This is a genomic window from Thalassobellus citreus, from assembly GCF_044385915.1.
In the GTDB taxonomy this organism is placed as follows: Bacteria; Bacteroidota; Bacteroidia; order Flavobacteriales; family Flavobacteriaceae; genus Thalassobellus; species Thalassobellus citreus.
Genome location: NZ_JBISCC010000115.1, coordinates 24,217 through 47,270 on the forward strand (window position 1 = coordinate 24,217; position 23,054 = coordinate 47,270).

Genomic DNA, 23,054 nt, shown 5'->3' on the forward strand with positions numbered 1-23,054 from the left:
GCGTTAAGGATAGAAGTGGAAATCCTTTTTTTGCTGCCATATATGGCAAAAAAAGATTGTAGCGGATAGCCTGTTAAAACGCCCTAAATATAAAGATTACCTCCTTCAAGGTAATAAAAAAAGTAATAATTATGAAAGAAGGTTTAGCTGGAAAAATAGCCAAAGTTTTTATAAGTTCTAAACTTACAGTGCTTTTAATGATCGTGTTTATGGTTATTGGCGTGTATAGTTCGTTTTTAATTCCTCGAGAAGAAGAACCACAAATTGATGTGCCTATTGCCGATATTTTTGTGGGATATCCTGGGGCTAGTCCAACCGAAGTTGAGTCGCGTGTTATTAAGCCTTTAGAACAACTAATTTCGAATATTAAAGGGGTTGAGTATGTGTATTCAACATCTATGAAAGAGCAGGGGATGGTTGTTGTGCAATTTTATGTTGGCGAAGATATTGAGCGTTCGTTTGTGAAACTTTACAACGAAATTAATAAGCATATGGATCAAATGCCTCAGGGCGTTACGTTTCCGTTAATAAAAACACGTGCTATTGATGACGTGCCTATGTTAGGCTTAACCTTGTGGAGTGAAAACTATGATGATTACCAATTAGGGCAAATGGCTCAAGAGCTAGAAAGTGAAATAAAAAAGGTAAATGATGTTGCAATAACCCATAAAATAGGGGGTAGAAACCGCCAATTACGAGTGGTGTTAGATAAGGATAAATTGGCTGCTAGCGGATTAGATTTTTTATCGGTTTCTGAAATGATAAAAGCGAATAATGCGCAGTTAAAATCTGGGAGTTTTGATAAAAATGATACCGAGTTTTTAGTAAATACAGGAGCGTTTTTAGAAAGTGTTACCGATGTTGAAAATTTAGTGGTTGGTGTACAACAAAATCAGCCTATTTATTTAAAACAAATAGCTTCAATTATTGACGGACCAGAAATACCACAAAACTATGTGAGTTTAGGTTTTGGACAAGCGAGTGAAAAAGCAGGTGATTACAAATCTGAATATCCTGCGGTTACCATTTCTATTGCTAAAAGAAAAGGAGCCGATGCAATGAAGATAGCTGATGTGATTATTGATAAGGTTGATCATTTGCGTAAAAATTTAATTCCAGACGATGTACATGTAGAAATTACCAGAAATTATGGAGAAACGGCATCTCATAAAGTGTCCGAATTATTGTTACACCTTATAGGTTCTATAATAGCCGTAACCTTTGTGGTTATGTTGGCTATGGGTTGGCGTGGTGGATTGGTTGTGTTTTTATCGGTGCCAATTACCTTTGCTTTAACCTTGTTGAGTTATTATATGTTAGATTATACGCTTAACAGAATTACGCTTTTTGCGTTGGTATTTGTTACAGGTATTGTGGTGGATGATTCAATTATTATTGCCGAAAACATGCATAGGCATTTTAAAATGAAACGCCTACCTTTTAAACAAGCCGCGTTATATGCTATTAACGAAGTTGGAAACCCAACTATTTTAGCAACATTTACAGTTATAGCTTCTGTACTGCCTATGGCTTTTGTATCCGGATTAATGGGGCCTTATATGGCGCCAATGCCAATTGGAGCTTCTATTGCTATGATTTTATCATTATTTGTAGCTTTAACTATTACGCCTTATTTAGGTTATATTTTCTTAAGAGAAAAAGATAAAAAAGAAGCTGTTGAAAAACCAGAGAAACCTTTAGAAAGCACTTTTATTTATAAAATATACAATAAATTTGAACGTCCGTTAATAGAGAATAAGGCGAAACGTTGGATGTTTTTAGGCTTAACGTTTGCTTTATTATTGGGCTCTATGGTTTTGTTTTTTACCAAATCGGTTGCTGTAAAAATGTTACCATTTGATAATAAGAATGAATTTCAAGTGGTTATAGATATGCCAGAAGGTACAACGCTTGAGCGTACCGCAGTCGTTACACAAGAAATTGCACAATATTTATCTACACGACCAGAGGTCGTTAATTACCAAAATTATATTGGTACATCTGCTCCTATAACGTTTAATGGTTTGGTGCGTCATTACGATTTACGAGGCGGTAGTAATATGGCAGATATTCAAGTGAATTTAATAGATAAAGGCGAACGTAGTGCGCAAAGTCATGATATAGCGCGATTGTTTCGTCCAGACATTCAGAAAATTGCTTCAAAATACCATGCCAATGTGAAATTGGTAGAAGTGCCACCAGGGCCACCAGTTTTGTCAACCATAGTTGCTGAGGTTTACGGACCAGATTATAATAAGCAAATAGACATAGCGAATAGTATTAAAACGATTTTAAAAAACACAGATGATGTTGTAGATATTGACTGGATGGTTGAAGACAACCAAATTGAGTATCAGTTTGATATTAATAAAGAAAAAGCCATGCTTTATGGAGTCGCTCCACAACAGATTGCATATACTATGAATATGGCATTGTCTAACAGAGCTATTACTAACTTGTATGATGAGGATGCTTCCAATCAAGTCGGGTTGATATTGGCTCTAGATGAAAAGGAAAAATCAACTATTACAGACATTTCTCAACTAAAAGTAAAATCCAAACAAGGCACTATGATGCCTATTGCCGATTTAGTTGATATTAAGCAAACTGTAAGTCCGAAAAGTATTTATAGAAAGAACCAAAAGCGTGTGGTTTATGTGATGGCAGATATGGCTGGTGAATTAGAAAGTCCTGCGTATGCTATTTTAGGAATGGATGAGAAACTTAAAGAAATAAAGCTTCCAGAAGGCTACACGTTAAATGAAATGTATCTAGGGCAACCAGATTACGAAGATGATTATACTGTAAAGTGGGATGGCGAATGGCAAATTACTTTAGAAGTTTTTAGAGATTTAGGAATTGCCTTTTTAGGTGCTATTATCTTAATTTATATTTTAATTGTAGGTTGGTTTCAGAACTTTAAAGCACCTGTAGTTATGATGGTTGCTATACCATTATCATTAATTGGAATTGTTTTAGGGCACTGGATTATGGGCGCCTTTTTTACAGCAACCTCGTTTATAGGCATGATTGCTTTAGCAGGAATAATGGTGAGGAATTCGGTATTATTAATCGATTTTATTAATCTGCGTTTGGCAGATGGTATTCCATTAAAACAAGCAGCTATTGAAGCAGGAGCTGTACGTACAACACCTATTTTACTAACAGCTGGAACCGTTGTTATTGGTGCTTTTGTTATTTTATTCGATCCTATTTTTCAAGGTTTAGCTATTTCGTTAATGGGCGGTACAATTGTTTCAACCGTATTAACTCTATTGGTAGTACCATTGGTGTATTATATGATTGAGAAGAAGAATTATAAATAAAAATAATATAATCATATGAAACTAGTAATGGTTACCGCAGTGCACGATTTTCAGAAAGATGTTTTAGATCTTTTTAAAAAAGCAAATATTGAGAGTTTTAGTAGTTCAGATATTGATGGACATAAAAATGTTTCTTCGGTATTAAGAACATCTAATTGGTTTTCATCTTTAAAAGGAGGTGCTGAATCTTGTTTGTTTTTCTCTTTTACAGAAGAAGAAAATATCGATTCTTTATTTGATTTAATTATAACATTTAATGAAAATTTAGAAACAAATAATCCCGTAAGAGCTATTGTGCTTCCTATAGAAAAGTATATTTAAAATTAATTATTATGAAAAATAGAATTGTTAGAGGTATTGCAGGAACATTTATTTTAATAAGTTTAATATTAGCTATCTATGTAAACATAAATTGGCTTTGGTTTACAGCATTTGTTGGTGCTAACTTATTACAATCTTCCATTACAAAATGGTGTTTAATGGATACCATTTTAGAGAAAGTTTTTAATGTAAAAAATTAGTCTAAAGCATTTTTAGTAACAAACCATCTCCAGCCAATAATAGCCATTTGTAGTTTGGTTGCTTTTGCTAAATCTAATTGCTTTTTAGAGTAACTAGGTAGTAGTGTTTTATTAACTTTTGCTAAAAATTTGAAGACTTGCTTTTTCATTTTTATAATCCTTGTTATAAAACAAAAATAGTAAAACTTATTCTAGACTAAGTTCTACCATTTGGAAGGATTAAATAATCGATAATATGAAGATAATTAAATCGACTACAAATTTGGCAAGTGTTATCATAATTTTGGTTTTAAAGGATTAATATTAGACTCCGTTTATTGATTGAGTTTTCAATATATATAATTGGGAATCTTCCTTCCAAGTGATTTTAATTAAATCGATGAAATTGAATATGAAATTGTAAGTAAAAAAGTGAAATTGGTTTCGATATTTATGTGACTCGCTTTGTGTAAGTTTTTGTTTGAAACTATTTGTGGTGTTTTGTGTTTCATATGTAAACAATTCAAGGGGTTTTTGAAGGTTGATTTTGAAAACCAAGGGGCATTTTATTATAAGATGTACTGTTTTTAATGGTTTTATCTTTTTTCAAAATTGAATATATAAAAAAAGACACTCATTTCTGAGTGTCTTTTTTTATGAAGAATGGTGTGGAGTTTATTTTTTAGTAGTAATTTCTACAACACCGTCTTTACCTTTGTTCCCATATTTTGTAATAGCAGATTCTCCTTTTAAAACTGTGATGTTTTCTATTTTTTCTGGTGCTAGATTTTTTAATATATCTGCGGAACTTTCTTTTCCATCAAGAATGTATATTGTGTTTTCATGAAGTGTATGATTTTTATTATCGCTTGATGTTATCCCAATTTGTGTTTTCCATGAACTTTTGACTCTAGGTAGGTTATTTTTTTTAGTAGTAATTTCTACAACACCGTTTTCACCTTTTTTACCGTATTTATCTATAGCCTTTTTGTCTTTTAAAACTTTCATAGATTCAATGTTGTCAGGTTTTATATTTTCTAGTTTTTCATGAGGCAATTCCTTACCATCAACAATAATTAAAGGGGAATTACCATTTGCTGTAGATGTTGATCTTATTCGTATGTGACGATTATCGTTGATAGAATCAGATGATTTGCCATATCCAGTTACTGATACTTTATTAAATGGTTTCCCTTCTATAAATTTCGTTTCCCATTTATCTCTTTTAGTAGTAATTTCTATAACTCCATTTTTACCTTTATCACCGTATTTTATAGTAGCTATTTCGTCTTTAAATACATCAATAGATTTTATATTGTTAGGATGAATCTTTTCTAACTCTTTAGCAGAACTTTCTTTTCCATCAATAATATATAAAGCATTACTTTCAAGTTTTAAAGTAGTGGTTTTTGAATTTTCACTTTTTGATTTAATTAAGACAACCCCATTTTCACCTTTGTTCCCATATTTTTTTATGGCGTGTTCTCCTTTTATTACAGATACTGAATTTATATTTAATTCATTTATTTTTTCAAATTCTTCTTTAGTAATTTCTTTTCCGTTAAGAATATATAGAGGGTCTTCATCAAAATCATTAGCTGATTTTTCTAGGATACTAGATTTGTCGTTAACATATAAAGTGTCTTTTGATATGAAAACTGTATTATTACGTTCTGAAGAAACTTTCCAAGGAGATGTTTTTTTTATTTCTTTTTCTAGTATCCCAACTCCAAACTCTTTTTCTGTTTTAGAGAAGTAAAAAGCTTTTATAGGTTCATTTTTAGTATTGTAAGCACTCCAAGTTGCGTTACCTTTTTTGTTTTCAAATTTGGTTGAAACACTAATAATTTCTTTTTGTTCGTTTCTTTTTAAGTTTGTGTATGAGAAATTTATACCATCTTTTTTTAATTTTCTTTTTATTTTTTCTAATTCATTATCTGTTAAATCTTTAGTGAAAATAATTTTAATATCCTTTGTTTCAACAGGATTTAGATTTGTATTATCTGTGTCTTGAATTTCTTTTTCAACATAAACCTCCTCTGTATTGAAACTCATTAAAAACAAGCCTAGAATAGGAATTATAAATGCATACTTAATTAAATTAATCTGTTTTGATTTTGATTTGTGTAACATAACGATTCGTTTTTTGATTAATGAATTATAAAAATTGTTGCTTAATACCGATTGATGAGTCGGTATGTATGTTTTTAGTAAGGTGTATTGGTAACTTTTTTTACAGTCGGTTTTTTGTTGTGCATTTTTGTCGGCAATAAATTCTAAGTTTTGTTTTAAATCTTTATTATACAACCATATAAAAGGATTAAACCATAGTACTATACAAGCGAGTTGTGTTATTATATTATCGATAGAATGGTATTGTTTAACATGTACCATTTCATGTGCTAAAATTTGCTTTAATTCTTCTTTGTTAAATTGAGCAGGGTTAAACACAATCCATTTAAAGTAAGAGAAAGGCAAAATATTATTAGTAGTTGTAATAATTGTAAAATGACTTTGTTTGTCTCGTTTATTTTTTATGATAACACGAGACAAGGATACTAATTGAATTATAAAACGAATAGAAAATACAATAATACCTAGTAGATATATAATAGGGATGAGGTCTATAAAATTAAAAGGCTCTTCAATGGTTTTTGTTACTGTAGAAGTATCAGTAGTAAAATTAGTTAGGTCTATAGGTGTGTATTCAACATAAATAGGAATAATGACAAACGGAATAGTAAATGCAGTAATTAATCCTATTAATAGAAACAACCTATTAAATTGGAAAAACGTATCACGTTGTAAAAACAGTTTGTAGCACAGATAAAAAATAGCAATAACAGCACTAGCTTTTAAAAGATATTCCATGGTTATTTGTTTTTTTCAATTAAATCAATAATTTCTTTTAGTTCTTCAACGCTAATTTTTTCTTCCTTAGCAAAAAAGGATACCATATTTTTATAAGAATTATTAAAATAGTTGTTAATGGCAACATTCATAAACTTTTTTCTATAGTCTTCTTTAGTTACAATAGGGAAGTATTGGTGTGTTTTACCATAGGCATTATAACTAACATAACCTTTGTCTTCTAAATTTCTAATAATGGTCGAAAGGGTGTTGTAGTGGGGTTTGTCTTCTTTTATTTCTGCTAGCACATCTTTTACAAAAGCTTTTTCAAGCTTCCATAATATGTGCATAATCTCTTCTTCTTTATTGGTTAACTTTTCCATTGAGAATTATTGTTTCATTTCCCTTAGGAGGAAATTGTTATGTTTTTTTCTTAAACAAATTTACAACTATTTTTATAGTTATAAAACTAAAACAGTAGTTATTTAACTGTATTTTAAGTTTTAGTTGTAATAATTTATTGATTATCAACAAAAAAAAAAGACGCATAAAAGCGTCTTTTTTATTAAAATAGTATGTTATTTTTATTTCGTACTAACAATAATAGCACCGTCTTTAGCTTTCTTTCCATAAAGACTCATAGCTGTTTTGGGTTTTAAATTATCTACAACATCTAGTTTGTTTTCTTTTGATAATTTATTGAGCGTTTCAAAATCAGACTCTTTGCCATCAATTATAATAAGTTTATTGGTATTTGGGTCGTCATAAAAACTATAAGACTGTTTTGTTATGCTATTATTCCCTTGATTAAAGAATTGTTGCATGTGTTGTCTTATACTATTAATGTTTACCGAAGAGCCGTTAAAGAATAGTGAATCTTCGTCATCATTAAAAAAATCGTTTAAATTAATACTTCCAAACGAACCAAAATTTTGCCCCATTAAAGAATCATTAGCTATAATAGCTCCAAGATTGCTAAGTTTATTAAAACCCAATGCATTGTTTTTTCCTTGAGTTATAAAAAGTAAATCATCTTTTCTTCCAAACGTAATTTGGTCGATAGGGAAATTACTAGAAAATGCACTTGCAGCAGAACCTCTATTACCATCATCTAGTTTAATTTTTATTCCTGTAAGTTCGTCTAAATCATTACGTTCAATATTGCTAAAAGTAGCTTCTATTCCATGATCGTTTAGCATACTTTTAATATCCTTAAAATCAGCTTCCGATGTTCTTTTGTCTATGGTAACACTAATATTTTCGCCCTTTGATATTTGAGATTTTATGTTTTGATGCGCAAAGCTTTTAAAAGAAACAAAACATAACGTTACAATTACAAATAAGCCTATTCCTAACTTTAATACACTTTTTGATTTCATGATTCTTTATTTTAATAATTACACTTATAAAATTAGTGCAGAATAGAATTTTATAAAAAAAATTAACTAAATTTTATAGGAGAAACGTTAACAAATGTGAATTTTATTAGAAGGCAAATTTTTCAATTTTAAGCGTTTCAAATTTCATTTATATTATCTTCGCAAAAAAATATTTTTATGAGTATTGTTTGGGTTGTTTTAGGTTTTATTTTATTAGTAGTAGGAGGTGAGTATTTAGTACGCTCGTCTGTTGCCTTATCTTTTAAGTTTAATATCTCTAAAATGGTTATTGGTATGACGGTGGTATCTTTTGCAACCTCGGCTCCAGAACTATTGGTTAGCTTGCAAGCAGCCCTGTCTGGTTCGCCAGCCATTGCTATTAATAATGTAGTAGGCTCAAATATTGCTAACATAGGATTGGTTTTGGGGGTTACGGCTTTAGTTGGTGCTATTGCTGTAGATAAATCGTTTTACAAGGTTAATTGGCCTGTAATGATGGTGTTTTCTATAGCGCTTTATTATTTTCTTAAAAATGATAGTGTACTAACAGCGATAGAAGGAGGCGTTTTATTTGCTGGACTTATTGCTTTTTTAATTTATTTAATAAGAACAGCAAGAAAAGATACGGTAATTGAAGAGGTTGATGATACCTTAGCTGTGGTTTCTAATTTTAAAATAGGTTTGTGGTTGTTAATTGGGGCAGCAGCACTGTATTTTGGTAGTGAATGGTTGGTAAAAGGCGCTAAAGATATAGCCGTTTCAATAGGTGTAAGCGAAGCCGTAATAGGTGTGTCTTTAATTGCTATTGGAACGAGTGTACCAGAATTAGCGGCATCGGTTATTGCGGCGGCTAAACAAGAAAAAGCGATTTCGTTAGGGAATTTAATAGGGTCTAATATTTTTAATATTGGTTCGGTTTTAGGTTTAACAGCTATAGTGAAACCAATTTCTGTTTCGGAACCTCAAATATTATCAAGCGATATTTTCTGGATGTTAGGGTTTTCGGCAGTTTTAATTCCTCTTATTTTTATTCCAAAACAAATGCAAATAAGTAGAGCTAAAGGTTTCTTTTTAGTTGTTGGTTATGGGTTTTTTATGTTTTTAGTGTTTACTAAAGGGAAGTTTTAGTATAAAACATTATAATATTTATATAAAGGGTTTGCGTAAAGTGAACCTTTTTTTATTGAATTTATTTAAATTATAGATTAAAATATTGTGATATGATGTAAGATTGAGATAAGTTATGCGTGATTTTGAGTATGTGATTCCTCATAGAGCAAAAATGACAAGTATTTACTTTGTATTGTCTATGTGTTTGCAGATAGTTGCGGGAGCGATAGTAGTGGTTAGCTTTTGTAAAACTTCCATTTAAGGTTTTACAAAACTAGTAACGGATAGCGCGGTTTTTATTTTTCTTAAAAACCCGCCCAAAAAATTAATATAAACCAAATAAAAAAGGGTCTACAAAATGTAAACCCTTTTTTATTATGAACAAATCTGTTAATCTAAAATAATTATATTTTAGCAGATTTAACAGTTTTAACAATAACAGCAGCAATCTTATAAGGATCACCGTTTGAAGCAGGACGTCTATCTTCTAACCATCCTTTATATCCTTTTTCTACTGCGATTAATGGAATACGAATTGAAGCGCCTCTATCTGAAACTCCCCAAGAGAAATCTGTAATAGCAGCAGTTTCGTGTAAACCTGTTAAACGTTGGTCGTTAAACTCACCATAAACAGCAATGTGCTCGTCTACAACTGGACGGAAAGCTTCACATATTGCAGCGTAAGTTTCTTTAGAACCACAAGTTCTTAATGTTGTATTAGAGAAGTTGGCGTGCATACCAGAACCATTCCAATCCATATCTTTACCTAATGGTTTTGGGTGGTACTCAATATAGTAACCATACTTTTCAGTTAATCTATCTAATAAATATCTAGCAATCCACATTTCATCACCAGCTAATTTAGCGCCTTTAGCAAATAATTGGAATTCCCATTGTCCACAAGCAACTTCTTGGTTAATACCTTCGAAGTTTAAACCTGCATCAATACATAAATCTGCATGCTCTTCAACTAAATCTCTACCGTGAGTGTTTTTTCCACCAACTGAACAGTAGTACATTCCTTGAGGAGCAGGATATCCACCAACAGGGAAACCTAATGGTAATTGTGTTTTAGTATCCATTATAAAATACTCTTGCTCGAAACCAAACCAGAAATCATTATCATCATCATCAATAGTAGCTCTACCGTTAGAAGGGTGAGGAGTTCCATCAGCATTCATAACTTCAGTCATTACTAAATAACCATTGATTCTGTCTGGATCTGGGTAAATAGCAACAGGAACTAATAAACAATCTGAAGATCCACCTTCAGCTTGTCTAGTTGAAGATCCGTCAAAAGACCAATTTCCTATTTCTTCTAAAGTTCCTTTGAAGTCTTCATGTTCTTCTACTTTAGTTTTACTTCTCAAGTTTTGAGTTGGAAAATAACCGTCCAACCAAAGGTATTCTAATTTAATTTTTGCCATAATAAAAATTTTATAAATAAGATACTAAATGTTAATCACACAAATATATATTATTCTGTAGATACTTTAAATTTATAGGGGTGCTTTTAATATAAAGCATGGTTGTTTTTGTTTATACCCCATTTTTTTAAGGATTATTTTAAAAAAAGAAGATTATTTTATATAAATACTGAAATATTGTTAACAATAAATTTTACTCTTTATAGCTGTATTTTATTTTAGGTACTTATTTTTGTAAAAGGATATAAGAAATTTAAATAAGCCTTAATTCATTATAAAGATGTCGATATTAAGATTCCACGCGATAAAAGAGTCGTTAGCATATAAACCTGTTCATATTGAAGAAAATGAACGTCGTTCAGAAATATTTGGTAAAAATGTGTTTAATGAAAACACCATGCGTCAATATTTAACTAAAGATGCTTTTAAAGGCGTAATGAATGCGATAAGCCATGGAAAAAAAATAGACAGAAGTATAGCCGATCAAGTATCTTCATCTATGAGAGATTGGGCGTTATCTAAAGGCGTAACACATTATACGCATTGGTTTCAACCATTAACAGGAACCACAGCCGAAAAACACGATGCTTTTTTTGAAACCATTGAAGGTGGTATGGCCATTGAGCGTTTTGGAGGCGACCAATTAGTACAACAAGAACCTGATGCTTCTAGTTTTCCTAGTGGTGGTATTAGAAATACTTTTGAAGCAAGAGGCTATACCGCTTGGGATCCTACATCGCCAGCATTTATTTACGGAACCACATTGTGTATTCCAACAATTTTTGTGGCTTATACAGGCGAAGCTTTAGATTATAAAACACCTTTGCTTAGGGCACTTAATGCTGTAGATCATGCAGCAACAGCAGTGTGTAAGTATTTCGATAAGAATGTAAAAAAGGTAAATTCTTCTTTAGGCTGGGAACAAGAATATTTTTTAGTAGATAAAATGTTGGCAGCGAGTCGTCCAGATATTATATTAACAGGAAGAACGTTACTTGGGCACTCATCTGCAAAGGGGCAACAATTAGACGATCATTATTTTGGAGCCATTCCTACGCGTGCCTATAATTTTATGCGCGAGTTAGAAACAGAATGTATGCTTTTGGGTATTCCGGTAAAGACACGTCATAACGAAGTAGCACCAAATCAGTTTGAATTAGCACCTATATTTGAAGAAGCAAACTTAGCAGTCGATCATAATTCCTTATTAATGGATATTATGGGGCGTGTGGCTTCGCGTCATAATTTTAAAGTATTATTTCACGAAAAACCATTTGCAGGTATGAATGGTTCTGGTAAGCATAACAATTGGTCGTTATCTACAGATACTGGCGTTAATTTATTAGCACCAGGAAAAACACCTATGAGTAACTTGCAGTTTCTTACCTTTTTTATAAATACCATAAAAGCGGTTAGAGAAAACGAAGCATTGCTACGAGCAGCTATAGCATCGGCAAGTAACGACCACAGATTAGGAGCTAACGAAGCGCCTCCTGCTATTATTTCAGTATTTATAGGCGAACAATTAACCAAAGTTTTAGAAGAGTTAGAAGGTGTTACCAAAGGGAAACTGTCACCTCAAGAAAAAACTGAATTGAAATTAAACGTCGTTGGTAAAATACCAGACGTTTTATTAGATAATACCGATAGAAACAGAACATCTGCTTTTGCTTTTACAGGAAATAAATTTGAGTTTAGAGCTGTGGGGTCTAAAGCAAATTGCGGTAACCCAATGACGGTTTTAAATACCATAGTTGCAAAACAATTGAAAGATTTTAAAGTTGAAGTTGATGCTTTAATAGATAAAAAAGATTTAAAGAAAGACGAAGCTGTTTTTAATGTATTAAGAGAATATATAAAATCGTCTAGAGATATTTTGTTTGAAGGTAATGGTTATGGAGATGCCTGGGAAGCCGAAGCTAAAAAACGTGGTTTAAGTAATAATAAAACCACACCAGAAGCTTTAACGGCAAAAATTTCAGAAAAATCTATTGCATTATTTGAAGAAATGCAAGTTATGAGTAAAATAGAATCAGTAGCGCGTTACGAAATAGAAATGGAAGCTTACTGCATGCATATTCAAATTGAAGGTAGGGTATTAGGCGACATTGCTAGAAACCATATTGTACCTACAGCTGTTAAATATCAAAATATTTTAATTGAAAATGTAAAAGGTTTAAAAGAGATTTTCGAAGAAAAATATAATAGCGTCGCTAAAGAGCAAATTAGTTTAATTGAGGAAATTTCTAGTCATATAGAAGGTATAAATGCTAACGTAACTAAATTAATTAATGCTCGTAAAAAGGCAAATGCTATAGCCGATATTGAAAAGAAAGCTTTATCGTATTGCAATAAAGTAAAACCGTTATTTACCGATATTCGTTATCATTGCGATAAGTTAGAACTTTTAGTCGATGACGAAATTTGGCCACTTACAAAGTACCGTGAATTGTTGTTTACTAGATAGTTTTTTTATTTGGGCGTTACCTTTTATCCTGAATTAATTTCAGGAACAGGTCGGGCTTTCCACTGTATCTTTTGCTTTTGTCATTCCTGCGAAGGCAGAAATCTGCTAATTAAATTTATGGATACCACCAATATTCTATTAATTTTATAGAAAGCAAAAGGATGCCGTTTCAATCCCTAACGCACTTTTTTGCTAACTTCTGTTTCTGAAGTTAGGAAAGTGATTTTTTTATTTCAGACCTCCGAATTTTATACCTGTCCATTCCGCCATTTCTTTCTTCCAAGTAGTAATGTCGTTTTGATTAAATTTATTTAAATGGTTGTGTCCACAAGCTCTTGCAATAACTTGCATTAGTTCTGTTGATGCTGTAAAGAAATTATATAATTGTTTTGCAGATTTATCTATGTTCAATAATTTTCGTAATTCAGGTTTTTGAGTTGCAACTCCAGCAGGACAATTATTTGTATTACACATTCTTGCAGCAACACAGCCAATTGATTGTAAGGCTGAATTAGACACAGCAACACCATCTGCTCCTAAAGCCATAGCTTTAATAAAATCGTCAGGAATTCGAAGTCCCCCTGTAATTATGAGTGTAACATCTTTTCTGTTTACTTTATCTAAATAGTGTCTAGCTCTAGCTAAAGCTAAAATTGTTGGTACTGAAATATTATTTCTAAATATTAATGGTGCAGCACCAGTTCCACCACCTCTTCCATCTAAAATTATATAGTCTGCACTAGCATCTAATGCAAACTGAATATCGTCTTCAATATGATTTGCTGATAATTTAAAACCAATTGGTATTCCACCAGATATGTCGCGAACTTTATCTGCAAACTTTTTGAAGTCTTCTGTAGTATGTAAATCATCAAAAGTAGGTGGTGAAACCGCTGGTGTTCCTTCTTTTAAATTTCTGACTTTTGCAATTTTACCAATGACTTTGTTTCCAGAAAGGTGACCGCCTGTTCCTGTTTTTGCTCCTTGACCTCCTTTAAAATGAAATGCTTGAACTCGTTTTAATTTTTCCCAATCAAAACCAAATTTTGCCGAAGCGTATTCGTAAAAGTATTTAGAATTTGCTTCTTGTTCTTCGTCTAACATGCCGCCTTCTCCAGAACAAATTCCAGTTCCAGCTAATTCAGCTCCTTTTGATAGAGAGAGTTTAGCTTCTTCAGATAATGCTCCAAAACTCATATCAGACACAAATAAAGGGATATCTAATTTTAATGGTTTTTTTGCATTAGGTCCAATTATTAATTCAGTTCCAACAGCAATATCTTCCATTAAAGGTTTTGTCGCCATTTGAGCCGCAAGAATTTGAATATCTTTCCATTGAGGTAGTTCAGTTAGAGGAACTCCCATTGCACCCATTTCTCCGTGATGCCCAGTTTTAGATAAACCATCTTTTGCAAGTGCTTTTATGTAAGCTAATGTAGGTTCTTCTTTTGTAGAACTTCCACCAGTTGGAGTCGGTTCAGTATCGATAGTAGAGGATTCTTTTTTTAATGTTGCATGTGTACCATCGCAATAAGGTGCGTTTTTTGTGTGCTTACACATACATAAATACGCATCGCCAGTTTCTTCTGCTGCAAATTTTACAGGTGTAATATCGGTTGTTCTATGAGAGCCATCGCAATATGGTTGGTTTTTACTTAATCCACAAGCACACCAATATTGCTCTTCTCCTTTTGCTAATTCTACTTTTATGGGTTTTTTATCTGCTATTTTTGGTTTTGACATAGGTGTTATTTTAAGTTATACAACTTACTTAAATAATTACATTTATGCAAGTACTAACTAAAAAGTAAGTATATGAAAGTCAATTAATCTTTAAAGCTTATCTCTTCTAATAATTTTAAAAAATCTCATTATTAAAAAGCATGATTTTTTAATTCAAAAAATTACCTTTGCACCACAATAGAATATTATGAGTCAAGAAGTTTCAAAACGTTACGCACAACGGGGTGTTTCAGCATCAAAAGAAGATGTACACAATGCAATTAAGAATATAGATAAAGGTCTGTTTCCTAAAGCATTTTGTAAAATAGTTCCAGATTATTTAACAAATGATGAAGATTATTGCTTAATCATGCATGCTGATGGCGCAGGAACAAAATCGTCTTTAGCGTATATGTATTGGAAAGAAACTGGCGATATTTCGGTTTGGAAAGGCATTGCTCAAGATGCTTTAATCATGAATATAGACGATTTATTATGTGTTGGTGCAACCGATAATATTATGTTGTCTTCAACTATTGGAAGAAATAAAAATTTAATTCCAGGAGACGTTTTATCTGCTATTATTAACGGAACCGAAGAATTACTTGAAGATTTAAAATCCTTTGGAGTAACTATTCACTCCACAGGTGGCGAAACCGCCGATGTAGGTGATTTAGTCAGAACCATTATTGTAGATTCTACGGTAACAGCACGCATGAATCGTAAAGATGTTATTGATAATGCTAATATTAAAGCAGGCGATGTTATAGTTGGTTTAGAAAGTTTCGGGCAAGCTATTTACGAAAAAGAATATAATGGTGGTATGGGAAGTAACGGACTTACTTCGGCGCGTCACGATGTGTTTAGCAAATATTTAGCTGAGAAATATTCTGAAAGTTTTGATGCTTCAGTTCCAGAAGAATTAGTGTATTCTGGAGGTGTTAAATTAACCGATGCTGTTAAAGATGCACCTATTGATGCTGGTAAATTAGTATTGTCGCCAACACGTACCTATGCACCAATTATAAAGAAGATTTTATCGCAATTTAATAGCGAGACTATTCATGGTATGGTACATTGTTCTGGTGGTGCGCAAACTAAAATCCTTCATTTTGTAGATGAGTTTCATATTGTAAAAGATAATATGTTTCCAATTCCTCCTTTATTCAAATTAATACAAGAACAGAGTAAAACCGATTGGAAAGAAATGTATCAAGTATTTAATTGCGGACATAGAATGGAGCTTTATGTAACGCCAGAAATAGCCGAAGATATTATTGCAATATCTAAATCATTTAATGTAGATGCTAAAATTATTGGTCGTGTGGAAGCTTCAGAAACTAAGAAGCTTACAATAAAAAGTGAGTTTGGAGAGTTTAATTATTAAGTTTTTGTCTTTTTTTCATTTAAATGGAACGGTTATTGATGAAAATTTAGTTTGTCAAAATTAACCTAAATATACCCTAAAATGAAAAATGTTTTATTAGTAATTTTTTCTTTCTTTTTTCAGTTTATTACTGCACAACCAGATTCATTATTCATAAAAAAGCCAAAACCTGAAAAATATGTAGGTCCTCAATGGATTCAAAAAAACAAAGCTACTTTAGATTTAAATGAAGTTGCTTTTTCTAATTGGAATTCTGGGGGTACTAATTCTATTTCTGGACTTTTAGGTGTTAAAGCTTCTGCTAATTATACAGATAAATTCTTTTCTTGGAAAAATGATGCTATTCTTAGATTTGGTATTAATAAGCAAGCATCAAAAAAGTTAAGAAAGACAGACGACTTGTTTGAAATTAATTCAAATATTGGGTATAGACCAGATGGTGTATCGCATTGGTTTTATTCTGCAAAACTTAATTTTAGAACTCAAATGACTAATGGTTATAAATACCCAGATACAGATAAGCCGATTTCTAGATTTTTAGCTCCTGGATATTTGTTTTTTGGAGGCGGTATGGAATATGGAAAAGACATTGACGAATTGTCTTTTTATTTTTCACCAATAACTTTAAAAGAAACATTTGTATTAGATGAAGAATTAGCTAACGCAGGTTCATTTGGTGTAACCGGAGCCGTATATGATGATGAAGGTAATATTATTAAGGAAGGCGAACGTACAAGAAAAGAAGTTGGTATTTTAATGACTAATAGTTATGAAATGGAAGTGGCTGAAAATGTAAACATGAAACATAAGGTAAGTCTTTATACCGATTACATAAATAATTTTGGAAATGTAGATTTAGATTGGAGTATCGATTTCGATTTTAAAGTAAATAGTTTTATTAGAGCAACTTTAGGATCGCATATTAGATACGATGATGATGTGAAAACAACAAAACCATCTATTATAGAAGAAGGAGAACTAGATGAAGCGGGTGCTAAAATACAATGGAAGCAGTTTTTAGGTGTTGGTTTTGCTGTCGATTTTTAAAATCTTCTCTTTTTTTAAATTAAAAATATTTGTTAACTTTTTAATGTTAATAAAACTGTAAAAATCTTATTTTTAGTTATTTATGTTTTTTATCTGTAAACTTTATGACTTTTGTCATGTTTTAAACTTGTAGGGTTTTGTTACTTTATGGTTATAACTATAACCTAAAAAATATAAACTACATGAGTACAGATGTTTCCAACCAACCTCCCAAAACATTCACACAAGATGAAGCTTTTAATGCATCATTAAAGTATTTTAATAACGACGACTTAGCTGCTCGCGTATGGATAAATAAATATGCTTTAAAAGATTCTCACGGAAATATTTATGAGAAAACCCCAAACGATATGCATCAACGAATTGCTAAAGAATTAGCAAGAGTTGAACAAAAATATGCAAATCCCATATCTGCAGAAGACATTTTTAATCTAATAAAAGATTTTAAATATATAGTGCCTCAAGGAAGTCCTATGGCAGGTATTGGTAATCCGTATCAAATAGCATCGCTTTCAAATTGTTTTGTTATTGGTAATTCTGGTGAGTCAGATTCTTACGGAGGCATCATGAAAATAGATCAAGAGCAAGTACAATTAATGAAACGTCGTGGTGGGGTTGGTCACGATTTATCTCATATTCGACCAAAAGGATCAGCAGTTCAAAATTCAGCTTTAACGTCCACAGGTATTGTGCCTTTTATGGAGCGTTATTCAAATTCTACTAGAGAGGTTGCACAAGATGGAAGACGTGGCGCATTAATGCTTTCGGTATCTGTTAATCATCCAGATTCAGAAGATTTTATTAACGCTAAGTTGGAGCAGGGAAAAGTTACTGGAGCAAATATATCTGTGAAAATGGATGATGAGTTTATGAAAGCTGTTAAAAATAATAGTAATTATACTCAAAAATATCCCATTTTTAGTGAGAACCCAAAAGTTTCAAAAAATATTGTAGCAAATGATTTATGGAAGAAAATCGTTCACAATGCATGGAAATCTGCCGAACCAGGTATGCTGTTTTGGGATACTATTATTAATGAATCTGTACCCGATTGTTATGCCGATTTAGGTTATAAAACAGTATCTACAAATCCTTGTGGAGAAATTCCTTTATGTCCTTATGATTCTTGTAGATTATTGGCTATTAACTTGTTTTCTTATGTAGATAAACCTTTTACAAAAAAAGCGAGTTTTAATTTTAAATTATTTAAAAAACATATAGCAGCTGCTCAGCGTATTATGGATGATATTATTGATTTAGAATTAGAAAAAATTGATAATATTTTACGTAAAATAGATGAAGATCCTGAGTTAGATAATGTAAAAGCATTAGAGCGTAATTTATGGGTTAATATAAAAACCAAAGCCGAAGAGGGGCGTAGAACAGGTATTGGTATAACAGCTGAAGGTGATATGTTAGCAGCATTAGGTATTCAGTATGGTAGTGAAGCTGGGAATGCGTTTTCGTTAGAAGTACATAAAACTATTGCAATTGAAGCTTATAGAGGCTCTGTGCATTTAGCAAAAGAACGTGGTGCATTTGGAATTTTTGATGCCGAACGCGAAAAAAAGAATCCGTTTATAAACCGCTTAAAAGAAGCCGATAGTAAGTTGTATTATGAAATGTTAGAATATGGTAGACGAAACATTGCTTTGTTAACTATTGCTCCAACAGGAACAACAAGCTTAATGACGCAAACATCGTCTGGAATTGAACCTGTATTTATGCCTGTTTATAAACGTAGAAGAAAGGTAAACCCTAACGATAAAGAAGCGCGTATAGATTTTGTTGATGAGGTTGGTGATTCTTGGGAAGAATATGTTGTGTTTCATCACAGATTCAAACAATGGATGGAAGTAAATGGTATTGATACCACTAAAAACTTCTCACAGACTGAAATTGACGATTTAATTAAAAAGTCTCCTTATTATAAAGCTACTTCTAATGATGTAGATTGGTTAAGTAAAGTAAGTATGCAAGGAGCTATTCAAAAATGGGTAGATCATTCTATAAGTGTTACAATTAATTTGCCAAATGATGCTACTGAAGAGTTAGTAGGACAATTATATATAAAAGCTTGGGAAGTTGGTTGTAAAGGTGTTACGGTTTATAGAGATGGGTCGAGATCTGGAGTTTTAATAGCTAATGATGAAAAAGAAGATGAAAGTCAAAATATATTAACAGCTTTTCCTATAAAGCGTCCAGAAGTTTTAGAGGCTGATGTGGTTCGTTTTCAGAATAGTAAAGAGAAATGGATTGCTTTTATAGGTTTGATAGAAGGTAAGCCTTATGAAATTTTTACAGGACTTACAGATGATGAAGTTGGTATTTTACTACCACGATGGGTAAATAAAGGTGTTATTATAAAAAGTAGGGAAGAGAACGGTAGTTCGCGTTACGATTTTCAGTATAAAAATAAAAGAGGTTATAAAACAACTATTGAAGGGTTGTCATATAAATTTAATCCTGAGTTTTGGAATTATGCAAAGTTAATATCTAGTACTTTAAGACATGGGATGCCAATTGATAAAATTGTCGATTTAATTAATAGTTTACAATTAGATAGTGAGTCAATTAATACCTGGAAAAATGGTGTAGGACGAGCATTAAAACATTATGTGGCCGATGGAACAAAAGCTAAAGGACAGGTGTGTGATAGTTGTAAATCTAAAAATTTAATTTACCAAGAAGGTTGTTTAACTTGTAAAGATTGTGGTTCTTCTAAATGTGGTTAATAGCATTATCATTTTAGAGAAAAAGAGGCTGTTTTTTAACAGCCTTTTTTTTATTCTATAGCTCCAAAACTTAAATAGTTATAATCTTCAAGTTCTTTTAAGTCTTTAATAAGTTTCGTGCAACCTCCTTTTATAAGATAAATGGCATCTGAAACATCAACAATATGTTTATACATATGATCCGTAATAATGATAGCTTTGTGTTGTTTTTCTTTAGAAATTAATGCTTTTATTTTTTCAATATGTAAAGGTGCTAAATGCGAAAAAGGCTCGTCTAAAAATATAATTGGTTTATTACTCTTTAAAAGGATATATGTTTCTATCAATCGGCGTTCGCCACTAGACAGTTTGTTGAATTTTAAGTTTTTGTATTTGCTAAAACCTTCAAAAGGCACTAAGAAATCTTCCCAAGATACTTTAAAAAGATTAAAAGCTTTATTGATATTTAGAGTATTTGGAATGAAATTAAACTGAGGTAAATAACCAGCTAGATTTGTTTTATATAATGGTTTTAGTATAGGCTTTTTGTCAATCCTAATAAGTTTATATTTAGGTTTTAAATTACCAAACGCAATATTTAATAAACAGCTTTTTCCGCATCCGTTACTTCCTAAAACGCCTGTAACTTTACCTGTTTCAGCTTTTAAATAAACACCATTTAAAATACGTTTTTCTTTAAAATAAAGTTCGACATTATCTATTTCAAAAATCATATAAATTCTTTAAGAATTAAAAGAAATGGAATGTTTAAAAATAAATCGATGATATAAATTGAGGAAAATAATTTGAATGAAGAAACTCCTAAATTTTTATAGAAAACTAATTTTCTTCTAGCATTAGTTTCTTTCGTTATATACCATAAAAAGATGGTTAATAATAATTTGGCAATAAGAATAGGGGTTATGCTATTGCTAAATGGTAAAAGAAATATATTAATGCCAAAAGACCATAAAATAAATGGTCTATAAAAAAGAAAAATAGATGATAATTGTTGCATGATACCTTTTATAACGATAAATAATGAATAATATTTTTAGTATTCAATTATTACGGTCTTATATAGATGTTGAGAATTCATAAATTATCGTATTTTTGGTCTTCAATTAAAAAAGGCAGATGTTAGAGAAATTACAAATTATAAAACAACGTTTTGATGAGGTTAGTGATTTAATCATTCAACCAGATATTATTAGCGATCAAAAACGTTATGTTCAGTTAAATAAAGAGTATAAAGACTTAAGACTTCTCATGGACAAACGAGAAGAATATTTAGAGTTTTCTAATAATTTAGCTGAAGCTGAAGAAATAATTTCAGATGGTAGTGATGCAGAAATGGTTGAAATGGCTAAAATGCAATATGACGAAGCCAAGGCAGGAATTCCAAAACTTGAAGAAGAAATAAAAGTATTATTAATACCAAAAGATCCTGAAGACTCTAAGAATGCCGTGGTGGAGTTACGTGCAGGAACTGGTGGCGATGAAGCAAGTATTTTTGCTGGCGATTTGTTTAGAATGTACTCTAAATATTGTGAAAGTAGAGGTTGGAAAGTTGATACAGTAGATTTTAGTGAAGGTACCAATGGTGGTTTTAAAGAAATTCAGTTTGAAGTTACAGGTGAAGATGTTTACGGAACACTAAAGTTTGAAGCTGGTGTGCACCGTGTACAACGTGTACCACAAACAGAAACACAAGGACGTGTACATACCAGTGCAGCAACAGTGATGGTATTTCCTGAAGCCGAAGAGTTTGATGTTGAAATTAACCCCAAAGAGGTACGTATAGATTTTTTCTGTTCTTCTGGACCTGGTGGACAATCTGTAAATACTACTTATTCTGCGGTACGTTTAACACACATTCCAACTGGTTTGGTGGCACAATGTCAAGACCAAAAGTCACAACATAAAAATAAAGAAAAAGCATTTAAAGTATTACGTTCGCGTTTATACGAATTAGAATTAGCTAAGAAAAACGAAGCAGATGCTGCTAAGCGTGGTAGTATGGTGAGTTCTGGTGATAGAAGTGCTAAAATTAGAACTTATAATTACTCTCAAGGTCGTGTAACTGATCATAGAATAGGATTAACCCTTTACGATTTGAGTAATATTGTAAATGGTGATATTCAAAAAATATTAGATGAATTGCAATTAGCTGAAAATACTGAGAAGTTGAAAGCTAATGATGATGTGATTTAATTCTCATTTCTGCGATGGCAGGAGTTTTATAAATTGAATTATATTAAAAATTTATTCCTGCTTTTACAGGAATGACAAAACATACATTGTGACAACAAACCAATTAATAGAGCAAATCAACAAAAAGAAATCATTCTTATGTATAGGATTAGATGTTGATTTAAATAAAATACCACAGCACCTTTTAAAAGAAGAAGATCCTATTTTTGCTTTTAACAAAGCTATTATAGATGCAACTCATCATTTATGTGTGTCTTATAAACCAAATACAGCATTTTATGAAGCTTATGGTTTAAAAGGATGGAAAGCATTAGAAAAAACTATTAATTATTTAAACGAAAAGCATCCAGAAATATATACAATTGCTGATGCAAAACGAGGCGATATAGGTAACACAAGTACCATGTATGCGAAAGCCTTTTTTGAAGATTTAGCGTTCGATTCTGTAACCGTGGCACCATATATGGGGAAAGATTCTGTTGAACCTTTTTTAGCTTTTAAAGATAAGCATACTATTATGTTGGCACTAACCTCTAATGCTGGTGCTTTCGATTTTCAAACCAAAACAGTTGAGGGTAAAGAGCTTTATAAGCAGGTTTTAGAAACATCAAAAACTTGGGAGAACTCCGAAAACTTAATGTATGTAGTTGGAGCTACTAAAGCAGAGTATTTTGCAGATATCCGTAAAATTATTCCTGATAGTTTTCTATTAGTTCCTGGTGTTGGAGCTCAAGGCGGTAACTTGCAAGAGGTTTGTAAATATGGAATGAATAATCAAGTAGGCTTGCTTATAAATTCTTCAAGAGGTATTATTTATGCTTCTAATGAAACCGATTTTGCACAAGCTGCAGCAAATAAGGCTGAAGAACTTCAAAAAGAAATGGCGCTAATTTTAAATAAATAATTGTCAT

Annotated in this window: 17 protein-coding genes; 10 read left to right on the forward strand and 7 right to left on the reverse strand. The window is 31.6% G+C overall.

What is annotated here, in order from left to right:
- The first annotated feature begins 131 nt into the window (after positions 1-131).
- The 3 genes from ACH5TX_RS03370 to ACH5TX_RS03380 are packed head-to-tail and all read left to right on the forward strand — an operon-like array spanning position 132 to position 3,847.
- Positions 132-3,326 (forward strand): efflux RND transporter permease subunit, encoded by a 3,195-nt coding sequence (locus ACH5TX_RS03370; protein WP_439338133.1) that lies wholly within the window; start codon positions 132-134, stop codon positions 3,324-3,326.
- 15 nt (positions 3,327-3,341) lie between these two features.
- Positions 3,342-3,647, forward strand: coding sequence for a hypothetical protein (locus tag ACH5TX_RS03375; protein WP_439338134.1), 306 nt, complete (start codon positions 3,342-3,344; stop codon positions 3,645-3,647).
- Positions 3,648-3,658: 11 nt separating this feature from the next.
- Complete coding sequence (locus ACH5TX_RS03380; RefSeq protein ID WP_439338135.1) at positions 3,659-3,847, forward strand: YgaP family membrane protein; 189 nt, start codon at positions 3,659-3,661, stop codon at positions 3,845-3,847.
- Here the strand turns inward: ACH5TX_RS03380 and ACH5TX_RS03385 are convergent.
- From ACH5TX_RS03385 to ACH5TX_RS03400, 4 genes are all read right to left on the reverse strand, one after another.
- The gene (locus tag ACH5TX_RS03385; protein WP_439338136.1) at positions 3,844-3,996 is read right to left on the reverse strand and encodes an SsrA-binding protein; all 153 of its coding nucleotides are present in this window, start codon (positions 3,994-3,996) and stop codon (positions 3,844-3,846) included. The two genes, ACH5TX_RS03380 and ACH5TX_RS03385, sit on opposite strands and share 4 nt — an antisense overlap.
- 505 nt (positions 3,997-4,501) lie before the next feature.
- Complete coding sequence (locus ACH5TX_RS03390; RefSeq protein WP_439338137.1) at positions 4,502-6,697, reverse strand: M56 family metallopeptidase; 2,196 nt, start codon at positions 6,695-6,697, stop codon at positions 4,502-4,504.
- A 2-nt stretch (positions 6,698-6,699) separates the two neighbouring features.
- Positions 6,700-7,059, reverse strand: a complete 360-nt coding sequence (locus ACH5TX_RS03395; protein ID WP_439338138.1) for a BlaI/MecI/CopY family transcriptional regulator — start codon at positions 7,057-7,059, stop codon at positions 6,700-6,702.
- A 201-nt stretch (positions 7,060-7,260) separates the two neighbouring features.
- Positions 7,261-8,055: a hypothetical protein gene (locus tag ACH5TX_RS03400; protein WP_439338139.1), complete on the reverse strand. Its 795-nt coding sequence runs from the start codon at positions 8,053-8,055 to the stop codon at positions 7,261-7,263.
- A gap of 177 nt (positions 8,056-8,232) precedes the next feature.
- On the opposite strand from ACH5TX_RS03400, the gene ACH5TX_RS03405 reads away from it, so the two are divergent.
- Positions 8,233-9,183, forward strand: coding sequence for a calcium/sodium antiporter (locus ACH5TX_RS03405; protein ID WP_439338140.1), 951 nt, complete (start codon positions 8,233-8,235; stop codon positions 9,181-9,183).
- 386 nt (positions 9,184-9,569) lie between these two features.
- Here ACH5TX_RS03405 and ACH5TX_RS03410 read toward each other — a convergent pair whose 3' ends face one another.
- Positions 9,570-10,592, reverse strand: a complete 1,023-nt coding sequence (locus ACH5TX_RS03410) for a glutamine synthetase beta-grasp domain-containing protein (RefSeq protein ID WP_439338141.1) — start codon at positions 10,590-10,592, stop codon at positions 9,570-9,572.
- 280 nt (positions 10,593-10,872) lie between these two features.
- Here ACH5TX_RS03410 and ACH5TX_RS03415 point away from each other — a divergent pair, with 280 nt between their 5' ends.
- Positions 10,873-13,059, forward strand: coding sequence for a glutamine synthetase III family protein (locus ACH5TX_RS03415; RefSeq protein WP_439338142.1), 2,187 nt, complete (start codon positions 10,873-10,875; stop codon positions 13,057-13,059).
- A gap of 228 nt (positions 13,060-13,287) precedes the next feature.
- Here ACH5TX_RS03415 and ACH5TX_RS03420 read toward each other — a convergent pair whose 3' ends face one another.
- Positions 13,288-14,802: a glutamate synthase-related protein gene (locus ACH5TX_RS03420; protein WP_439338143.1), complete on the reverse strand. Its 1,515-nt coding sequence runs from the start codon at positions 14,800-14,802 to the stop codon at positions 13,288-13,290.
- 187 nt (positions 14,803-14,989) lie between these two features.
- Between ACH5TX_RS03420 and ACH5TX_RS03425 the strand changes: the two genes are divergently transcribed.
- The 3 genes from ACH5TX_RS03425 to ACH5TX_RS03435 all read left to right on the forward strand — a co-directional run bounded on the left by ACH5TX_RS03425 (position 14,990) and on the right by ACH5TX_RS03435 (position 19,950).
- The gene (locus ACH5TX_RS03425) at positions 14,990-16,168 is read left to right on the forward strand and encodes an AIR synthase related protein (protein ID WP_439338144.1); all 1,179 of its coding nucleotides are present in this window, start codon (positions 14,990-14,992) and stop codon (positions 16,166-16,168) included.
- 81 nt (positions 16,169-16,249) lie between these two features.
- On the forward strand, positions 16,250-17,215 hold the full coding sequence (locus ACH5TX_RS03430; protein ID WP_439338145.1) for a DUF3078 domain-containing protein: 966 nt from the start codon (positions 16,250-16,252) through the stop codon (positions 17,213-17,215).
- A 182-nt stretch (positions 17,216-17,397) separates the two neighbouring features.
- On the forward strand, positions 17,398-19,950 hold the full coding sequence (locus ACH5TX_RS03435) for an adenosylcobalamin-dependent ribonucleoside-diphosphate reductase (protein WP_439338146.1): 2,553 nt from the start codon (positions 17,398-17,400) through the stop codon (positions 19,948-19,950).
- Between the two features lie 50 nt (positions 19,951-20,000).
- Here the strand turns inward: ACH5TX_RS03435 and ACH5TX_RS03440 are convergent, their stop codons facing one another.
- Positions 20,001-20,663: an ATP-binding cassette domain-containing protein gene (locus ACH5TX_RS03440; protein WP_439338147.1), complete on the reverse strand. Its 663-nt coding sequence runs from the start codon at positions 20,661-20,663 to the stop codon at positions 20,001-20,003.
- 403 nt (positions 20,664-21,066) lie between these two features.
- On the opposite strand from ACH5TX_RS03440, the gene prfA reads away from it, so the two are divergent.
- Positions 21,067-22,143 carry a peptide chain release factor 1 gene (gene prfA, locus ACH5TX_RS03445; protein WP_439335146.1) on the forward strand — a complete coding sequence of 359 codons (1,077 nt, stop codon included), beginning with the start codon at positions 21,067-21,069 and terminating at the stop codon, positions 22,141-22,143.
- A gap of 88 nt (positions 22,144-22,231) precedes the next feature.
- Entirely contained in the window at positions 22,232-23,047 is an 816-nt protein-coding gene (pyrF, locus tag ACH5TX_RS03450) for an orotidine-5'-phosphate decarboxylase (RefSeq protein ID WP_439338148.1), read from the forward strand.
- Positions 23,048-23,054: the final 7 nt, after the last annotated feature.

Coding starts and splice junctions, on each gene's coding strand:
- ACH5TX_RS03420 (WP_439338143.1), bottom strand. CDS start 14,802: ATGTCAAAACCAAAAATAGCAGATAAAAAACCCATAAAAGTAGAATTA.
- ACH5TX_RS03440 (WP_439338147.1), bottom strand. CDS start 20,663: ATGATTTTTGAAATAGATAATGTCGAACTTTATTTTAAAGAAAAACGT.
- ACH5TX_RS03410 (WP_439338141.1), bottom strand. CDS start 10,592: ATGGCAAAAATTAAATTAGAATACCTTTGGTTGGACGGTTATTTTCCA.
- ACH5TX_RS03400 (WP_439338139.1), bottom strand. CDS start 8,055: ATGAAATCAAAAAGTGTATTAAAGTTAGGAATAGGCTTATTTGTAATT.
- ACH5TX_RS03375 (WP_439338134.1), top strand. CDS start 3,342: ATGAAACTAGTAATGGTTACCGCAGTGCACGATTTTCAGAAAGATGTT.
- ACH5TX_RS03390 (WP_439338137.1), bottom strand. CDS start 6,697: ATGGAATATCTTTTAAAAGCTAGTGCTGTTATTGCTATTTTTTATCTG.
- ACH5TX_RS03405 (WP_439338140.1), top strand. CDS start 8,233: ATGAGTATTGTTTGGGTTGTTTTAGGTTTTATTTTATTAGTAGTAGGA.
- ACH5TX_RS03395 (WP_439338138.1), bottom strand. CDS start 7,059: ATGGAAAAGTTAACCAATAAAGAAGAAGAGATTATGCACATATTATGG.
- ACH5TX_RS03435 (WP_439338146.1), top strand. CDS start 17,398: ATGAGTACAGATGTTTCCAACCAACCTCCCAAAACATTCACACAAGAT.
- prfA (WP_439335146.1), top strand. CDS start 21,067: ATGTTAGAGAAATTACAAATTATAAAACAACGTTTTGATGAGGTTAGT.
- ACH5TX_RS03425 (WP_439338144.1), top strand. CDS start 14,990: ATGAGTCAAGAAGTTTCAAAACGTTACGCACAACGGGGTGTTTCAGCA.
- ACH5TX_RS03370 (WP_439338133.1), top strand. CDS start 132: ATGAAAGAAGGTTTAGCTGGAAAAATAGCCAAAGTTTTTATAAGTTCT.
- ACH5TX_RS03380 (WP_439338135.1), top strand. CDS start 3,659: ATGAAAAATAGAATTGTTAGAGGTATTGCAGGAACATTTATTTTAATA.
- ACH5TX_RS03385 (WP_439338136.1), bottom strand. CDS start 3,996: ATGAAAAAGCAAGTCTTCAAATTTTTAGCAAAAGTTAATAAAACACTA.
- ACH5TX_RS03430 (WP_439338145.1), top strand. CDS start 16,250: ATGAAAAATGTTTTATTAGTAATTTTTTCTTTCTTTTTTCAGTTTATT.
- ACH5TX_RS03415 (WP_439338142.1), top strand. CDS start 10,873: ATGTCGATATTAAGATTCCACGCGATAAAAGAGTCGTTAGCATATAAA.